The organism is Pelagibacterium sp. (assembly GCF_035555455.1).
GTDB lineage: Bacteria > Pseudomonadota > Alphaproteobacteria > Rhizobiales > Devosiaceae > Pelagibacterium.
The window spans coordinates 1-7,351 of record NZ_DATMGM010000024.1 but is presented as its reverse complement, the minus strand read 5'-3'; the positions used below and the strand labels follow the sequence as shown (position 1 = coordinate 7,351).

Annotated in this window: 8 protein-coding genes; 7 read left to right on the top strand and 1 reads right to left on the bottom strand. The window is 63.0% G+C overall.

Annotated features, from left to right (window positions below; translation table 11 throughout):
- The first annotated feature begins 180 nt into the window (after window positions 1-180).
- The 3 genes from argB to VNS12_RS04040 all read left to right on the top strand — a co-directional run bounded on the left by argB (window position 181) and on the right by VNS12_RS04040 (window position 3,210).
- The gene (gene argB, locus VNS12_RS04050; RefSeq protein WP_325486562.1) at window positions 181-1,071 is read left to right on the top strand and encodes an acetylglutamate kinase; all 891 of its coding nucleotides are present in this window, start codon (window positions 181-183) and stop codon (window positions 1,069-1,071) included.
- 48 nt (window positions 1,072-1,119) lie between these two features.
- Window positions 1,120-1,818 (top strand): pyrimidine 5'-nucleotidase, encoded by a 699-nt coding sequence (locus VNS12_RS04045; RefSeq protein ID WP_325486561.1) that lies wholly within the window; start codon window positions 1,120-1,122, stop codon window positions 1,816-1,818.
- A 162-nt stretch (window positions 1,819-1,980) separates the two neighbouring features.
- The gene (locus tag VNS12_RS04040; RefSeq protein ID WP_325486560.1) at window positions 1,981-3,210 is read left to right on the top strand and encodes a hypothetical protein; all 1,230 of its coding nucleotides are present in this window, start codon (window positions 1,981-1,983) and stop codon (window positions 3,208-3,210) included.
- A gap of 58 nt (window positions 3,211-3,268) precedes the next feature.
- Here the strand turns inward: VNS12_RS04040 and VNS12_RS04035 are convergent, their stop codons facing one another.
- Window positions 3,269-4,132, bottom strand: a complete 864-nt coding sequence (locus tag VNS12_RS04035; protein ID WP_325486559.1) for an LOG family protein — start codon at window positions 4,130-4,132, stop codon at window positions 3,269-3,271.
- Window positions 4,133-4,352: 220 nt separating this feature from the next.
- Between VNS12_RS04035 and dapD the strand changes: the two genes are divergently transcribed.
- The 4 genes from dapD to VNS12_RS04015 form a co-directional block, all read left to right on the top strand.
- A complete protein-coding gene (gene dapD, locus VNS12_RS04030; protein WP_325486558.1) occupies window positions 4,353-5,195 on the top strand; it encodes a 2,3,4,5-tetrahydropyridine-2,6-dicarboxylate N-succinyltransferase in 843 nt (280 codons plus the stop codon).
- 121 nt (window positions 5,196-5,316) lie between these two features.
- On the top strand, window positions 5,317-6,483 hold the full coding sequence (gene dapE, locus VNS12_RS04025; RefSeq protein WP_325486557.1) for a succinyl-diaminopimelate desuccinylase: 1,167 nt from the start codon (window positions 5,317-5,319) through the stop codon (window positions 6,481-6,483).
- A gap of 109 nt (window positions 6,484-6,592) precedes the next feature.
- Window positions 6,593-7,162, top strand: a complete 570-nt coding sequence (locus tag VNS12_RS04020; protein WP_325486556.1) for a hypothetical protein — start codon at window positions 6,593-6,595, stop codon at window positions 7,160-7,162.
- A 6-nt stretch (window positions 7,163-7,168) separates the two neighbouring features.
- Window positions 7,169-7,351, top strand: a 183-nt coding sequence (locus VNS12_RS04015) for a hypothetical protein (protein WP_414693058.1), incomplete at its 3' end; no start/stop codon positions are given.

The window sequence follows — 7,351 nt, the reverse complement described above, 5'->3', positions numbered from 1 at the left end:
GCAAGTAAAAATGTTCGGCGATCGACCATGATCAAAACTCCCTGGTGGTCGAGTGTCGTCCTGTGGACCGGCCGCGTCCAGTCAAGCCCCTGTGAGGGGAGCGCGGCGCTTCGGCGGGGCTATTCACAAGCGGGCCGATTGGGCTAGACAGGCAGCAGATAGACAGGAGTTGCCCGCCCCATGGCCGATGGACTTGAAAACGCCTATGACGCCGAAGTGCTGTCCAAGGCCCTGCCCTTCATGCAGCGCTACGAGAACAAGACCGTAGTCATCAAATATGGCGGCCACGCGATGGGCGATGCCGCATTGGGCAAGGCGTTTGCCCGCGACGTGGCCTTGCTCAAGCAGTCGGGCGTCAACCCGATCGTGGTCCATGGCGGCGGCCCGCAGATCGGCGAGATGCTCAAAAAGCTGGGCATCGAATCAAAGTTCGAGGGCGGGCTGCGGGTCACCGACCGGCGCACCGTCGAGATCGTCGAAATGGTTCTGGCCGGTTCGATCAACAAGGAAATCGTGGCGCTGATCAACGCCGAGGGCGAATGGGCCATCGGGCTGTGCGGCAAGGACGGCAACATGGTGTTTGCCGAAAAGGCCAACAAAAAGGTCGTCGACCCCACCTCCAACATCGAAAAAGTGCTCGATCTGGGCTTTGTCGGCGAGCCGATCGAGGTTGATCGCACTCTGCTCGACCTTCTCGCCCATTCGGAGATGATCCCGGTGATCGCCCCCGTCGCCCCGGGCCGCGATGGCGAGACCTATAACATCAACGCCGACACCTTTGCCGGGGCCATAGCCGGTGCGGTGTTTGCCAAAAGGCTGCTGTTTCTCACCGACGTTCCGGGGGTTCTCGACCGGTCGGGCACGCTGATCCCCGAGCTTTCGGTGACCGAGGCGCGCGCGCTGATCGCCGACGGCACGATTTCGGGCGGCATGATCCCCAAGGTCGAAACCTGCATCGAGGCGCTCGACCGCGGCGTCGAAGGCGTGGTGATCGTCAACGGCAAGACCCCCCATTCGGTGCTGCTGGAGCTGTTCACCGAACACGGGGCGGGGACGCTCATCGTCCGCTAGAGCCATTCCCATGGCGGCGAATTTGGGCATAATGGGCGCATGAACAAGATGTCCGCGACTGTCCCCGCCTTCGACCACATCACCGACTGGGTGTTCGACCTCGACAACACGCTCTATCCGCGCGAATGCAATCTGTTCGCGCAGATAGACATCCTGATCACCGATTACGTGGCCCGGGTCACCAGCCTCGAAATCGAAGCGGCCCGCAAGCTCCAGAAAGAGTATTATCGCGATTACGGCACGACCCTGAACGGGCTGATGCGGACCCACGCCATCGACCCGGACGAGTATCTGGCCACGGTTCACGCCATCGATTACGCACCGGTCCTGCCGCACCCCGAACTGGTCTCCGCCATCGCGGCCCTGCCCGGGCGCAAGTTCATCTTCACCAATGGCAGCACCAGCCATGCCGAGGCCGTGCTGGCGCGGTTGGGCGCGTCGCACCTGTTCGAAGCAATCTTTGATATCCGCGCCGCCCGCTTCCAGCCCAAGCCGCTCGAAATCGCCTATCGCGATTTCCTGTCCACCCACAGCGTCGATCCGCGCCGCTCGATCATGTTCGACGATCTGGAAAAGAATCTGCTGGTGCCGCACCAGACCGGCATGGCCACAGTGCAGGTGGTGGCGGGTCCGGGGTTCGATCACGCCCAATGCGATCCCTGGGAACTCGAACAGGGCAAGGCGCTCGGCCACGTCCATCACGTCACCTCCGATCTGGCCGGGTTTCTGATCAAGCAGATGCCCTGATGCCCTTTTGTTGCCAAAGCGGTGATCGAAAGCTGGTAACGGCGCGTTAACCGGTCTGGACGGGCCCGTCCGGGGCCGCGCCGCAAATCCACTGGCCACTCGCAAGAGCGATGCTATAACGGGGAACAACCGGCCGGGAGGGCCGCAAAGATGGGAACCACCATGCTCAAGACTGTTTCGCGCACCGCGCTGACCGCCGCCGCCCTCGTGCTCGCAGGCACGCAAATGTCCCTCGCGCTTGAAGCCGAGGATTTCGGGGACAAGCTGGTCGCGGCAAGCAAGCTGATGGGAATTGCATTCAGCTACGGCTCGGCGGTCGCCGAGGGCGATACGGTGACGCTGTCGGATTTTTCCATCACGGTTCCCGGTGAGGACAGCGCCGAAATTCCCGGCGAGATGGTGTTCGAGGGTGTGCGGGAAACCGCCGGTGGCGGCTACACCGCCGATCGTGCCAGCATCGCCGATTTCAATTATACCGACGAAGATGAGGGCATTTCCGTCAGCTTGGTCGACATCGCAGCCGAAGGCATCACGCTGCCAGGCACCCTTACCATCGACAGCGCGATGGAGATCGGGCTGGGGCTCTATGAGCGCATTTCCGCCGGTCCGCTTAGCGTTTCCGATGGCAAGGGCACCGAGCTGTTCGCCATCGACATGATGGAAACGGTGATCGGCAAGCCCGCCGCTGACGGCAGCATCACCTCGCGCTATTCGGTCACCGGCATTCGCGGCGACCTCGGTTCCATCGAAGAAGCCGAAGCGCAGGAGGCCTTTGACGCTTTCGGCATCACGCAGCTGAGCGGCTCGATGAGCGGCATGGGCACGTGGTGGCCGCAGACCGGGCGCGCCACGGTAGAAGACATCAACTTCACCGTAGACGACCTGGGCTCGGTCTCGCTGGCCTTCGCTCTGGACGGGTACACCGAAGACCTCTATCGCGATCTGATCAAGACCAACCTGAAAATGGCCGAAATGGCCGATGCGGGGATCGAACTGGACGACGACCAGATGCTGGCCATGTCCGAGGGCATTCTCGCCAGCATGGATGGCCTCAGGCTGGAAAGCGGCTCGCTGCGTTATGACGATGCGTCGCTGTTCAACAAGGTGCTCGATTTCATCGGCGCCGAGCAGGGCGTCGATGGCGAAACCTTCAAGGCCGGACTGCGCTTCATGGTCCCCATGATGCTCACCGAGGTCCGCAACGCCGAATTCAAGGCCATGGTCAACGACGCGGTGAACGCCTTCATCGCCGATCCACAGAACTTCGTCATTTCGGTCGAGCCCGACGCGCCGATTGCGTTCGCCGAACTGGAATCGCTGGAAGCCGAATTCGATGCCGATCCGTTCGCGCTGGTCGATCTGCTCAACATCAAAATCCGCGCCAACCAGTAACCGGCGCGTTCGGTCTTCGTGACGGCCCGGGCGTTCCGGGCCGTCCGTGTTTCCGGGGTCAGGCCCGCGTCGCCACCGGGCGGTCGATCTCGGGCAGATCGTAGGTCTTGCGCACAACCTCCCAGGCCTCATCGGCGGTATCGACCACGCTGAACAGCTTGAAATCGTCAGGCGAGATCGTGCCTTCCTCGGCCAGCGCTTCGAGATTGATGACGCGGTTCCAGAATCTGGTGCCGAACAGCAGCAGCGGAACGCGGTCCATGCGCCCGGTCTGGATCAGGGTCAGCGCCTCGAAGAATTCGTCGAGCGTCCCGAACCCGCCGGGGAAGATGGCGATCACCTTGGCGCGCATCATGAAATGAATCTTGCGCGTCGCAAAATAGTGGAAATTGAAGGCGAACTGCGGCGTCACATAGGTATTGGGCGCCTGTTCATGGGGCAGGACGATATTGAACCCGATCGAGGGCGCGTTGACATCGGCGGCCCCGCGATTGCCCGCCTCCATCACACCCGGCCCTCCGCCGGTCGCCACCACGAATTCGGTATATCCGGTCGCTTCGGAGGCCAGCGAGGCCAGTTGCGCGAAGCGGCGCGCTTCCTGGTAATAGACCGCATTGGCTTCCAGATTGCGCCGCGCCGTTTCGGTCTTGGCCGCCCATGCGGGTTTGCCCGGCTCGGGAATGCGCGCACCACCGAACAACACTACGGTCGAATTGATCCCCGCCTCACGCAACCGGAATTCGATCTTGAGATATTCGAGATGGAAGCGAACCCCGCGCAGATCCTCACTGGTCATGAACTCTTCGTCCGCGAAGGCCAGCCGGTAAGCCGGCGATTGGGTCTGCGGGGTCTGCGGCGTGTGGCGGACGACTTCCATGTCTTCCTTGGACGAACGCAGTGAAGAATGGCGCTTGCGGCCCATATTCAGGCTCCTTGTTGCTTGCATCGTGATCATTGTCGCAGCAGCGTGTTAAGGATGGATGGCGATTAATCCAAGGCCGTGACGACAATGTGTGCGCCCATGCGCCCGGTTCCTTCGCTCGCCCCGAGGATAAAAAAACTCCATGGCTCGGGGTTCCGCGCCTTTCGCGCTTGCGGTAATGTCCCCGCCCCTCCCACCAGCCCGGACGGGCGCGATCCCCATGACCCATGAGCTTGCCGCAACCATCGACGCCGCCTTCGAGGCGCGCGATACGCTCGATCATCGCACGCAGGGCCCCATCCGGGAGGCGGTGAACGAAGCGCTGGCCCTGCTCGATGCGGGCACCGTGCGGGTGGCCGAAAAAGCCCCGGACGGCGAGTGGGTAGTCAACCAATGGCTGAAAAAAGCGGTGCTGCTCGGCTTCCGGCTCACCGATTTCGACACCATCGCCGGCGGTCCCGGCGGCAGCCAGTGGTGGGATAAGGTGCCCTCCAAATTTGTCGGCTGGGATGCCAGCGCATTCCGGAAAGCGGGCTTTCGCGCCGTTCCGGGAGCCATTGTGCGCCATTCGGCCTTCATCGGCAAACACGCCGTCCTGATGCCCAGCTTCGTCAATCTGGGGGCCCATGTGGGCGAAGGGGTGATGGTGGACACCTGGGCCACGGTGGGCAGTTGCGCCCAGATCGGCAAGAACGTGCACCTTTCGGGCGGGGTCGGCATTGGCGGGGTCCTCGAACCGCTGCAAGCGGGGCCGGTCATCATCGAGGACAATTGCTTTATCGGCGCGCGCTCGGAAGTGGTCGAAGGCGTCATCGTCGGCGAAGGTTCGGTGATCTCGATGGGGGTTTTCATCGGCCAATCGACCAGGATCGTCGACCGCGCCACCGGCGAAATCTTCTATGGCCGCATTCCGCCCTATTCGGTGGTCGTGTCCGGCTCGCTCCCCGGCAAGCCCTTCCCCGATGGCAGCCCCGGCCCCAGTCTCTACTGCGCCGTGATCGTCAAACGGGTGGATGAACGCACCCGCGCCAAAACCTCGATCAACGACTTGCTCCGCGATTGACTTAAGCTCTTTCACGCGCAGGAATGCCTTTATCCCCCCATGCCCTTTTGCCCGGCGGCAATTGCGGTAAGATCATTCCTCAGTCCGCCCCGCCCGTCCGCCATTCTCAGGATACGCCATCATGACTCACCCCGCCGTCTCGCTGCTCGCCGATCTGATCCGCCGCCCGTCGGTCACCCCGAAGGAGGAAGGCGTTCTCGATGTGCTGGAGGCGTTTCTGACCCCGCTGGGGTTTACCTGCACGCGGCTGCCGTTCGAGGGCGATGGTTCGTATCCGGTCGATAACCTTTATGCGACCCGCACCGGGGGACGGCCCGGCCCGCACCTCCTGTTTGCCGGCCACACCGACGTGGTGCCGCCGGGAGACAGCGCCGCCTGGACCCATGACCCCTTTTCAGCCACCATCATCGATGGGGTGATGTGGGGCCGCGGGGCCACCGACATGAAAAGCGGCGTTGCCGCCTTTTGCGGGGCCATGGCCGATCTGGCCGAGCGCGGTGGCCTTGATGCGGGCACGGTATCGCTCGCCATCACCAATGACGAGGAAGCCGACGCGATCAACGGCACCAAAAAGATTCTCGAATGGGCCGACGCGCAGGGCGAAAAGTTCGACTTTGCCATTGTGGGTGAACCGTCCTCGTTCGAGGAGTTTGGAGATTCCATCAAGATCGGGCGGCGCGGGTCGGTGTCTGGACGGATAACCGTCACCGGCAAGCAGGGCCATTCCGCCTATCCCGAGCGCGCCAACAATCCCCTGCCCATTCTGGTCGAGGTCGCCCGCGCGCTCTCTGCACCGCTCGATGACGGCACCGAGCATTTCCAGGCCACCAATCTGGAAGTAACCTCGATCGATACCGGCAATCCCACCGCCAATGTCATCCCGGAAAAGGCCTCTCTGCGCTTCAATGTGCGCTTCAACGACACCTGGACCGGCGAGACGCTGCTGGCCGAAATCCACCGCCGGATCGCGGCTGTGGACGCCAATGGATGCACCATCGGGTTCGAGCAGATCGGCCCCGTTTCCCGCTGCTTCATCTCCCCGCCCGCAGGTCATGTCGAGCACCTCACTGACGTGATGGAAGAGTTCAACGGCGTCAGGCCAAAGCTCTCCACGGTGGGCGGCACCTCGGATGCGCGCTTTATCGCCCAATATTGCCCCGTGGTGGAATGCGGGCTGATCGGGGCGACCATGCATCAGGTCGATGAGCGTGTGCCGGTGGCCGATGTGGAGCGGCTGGCCCGCTTCTATGCCCTTTACACCGAAGCCTTTCTGTCGCGCGGAGGCTGACCGGCACCTCGTCGCTTGCCGGAACGCGCGCCGCGCTCTACATGTTTGCAGACTGCCCGGCGTCATCTCCTGACGCCGTGGCTTCTCGAACCGTTTCAGGAACCCTGCCTTGTCCCAGCCTCAGCCCAGCCTCGTCGAGGAAACCCGGTCCGCGATTGCTGGAAGCTGGCGCCTGATTGCCGGGCGTCGCGACGCGCCGGGCTTTTTCTTCACCGATCTGCGCGGGCTGGCATCGAGCTTTATCGCGCTTTTGGCGTCCGTGCTGGTCACCTTCCTGATTTCAGCGCTGCTCGCCCCCGCCGGTGCGGGGATTTCGACCTTCGCCGCCCTTGTCCAGAACGCGCTGCTCTATGGCGGCATCATGGGCGCATCGTGGGTGGTGCTGCGCATCACCGGCCTGTCCGACAAGTTCATCGCCTTTGTCACGGTGGAAAACTGGGTCAACGCCGTCGTGTCGATGGTGCTGGCCGCTGTGGCCCTCCTCACCACAAGCGCCGAACTGATCCTCGTCTTTGCCGTAGTGGTCGGCTTTCTCGCCCGCATCAACAATGCACGACTGGTCGTGGGGATGAAGGCGGGGCAGATCGTGATGCTGATTGTCGTCCAGACCATCGGCATGATGATCGCGCTGCTCGCCGTAGGCGTGCTGTACGGCCCCACCGCCGCCCCGGACTTCTGACCGCCCGTGGCCCGATCCCATACGACGCTGCTCGGCGAGGCGAGCGGGGCGCTGGAAGGCACGCGGCTTTTGCTGCGGGGCCGGCCCGAGGCCATCGCCTGTTTTGATTTTTCCCAGCGCGGCCTCGCCGGCAGCTTCATCGCGCCGGTTCTGGCCTGTGTCGCCATTGTCGTCTTTTTCGGCATGGCC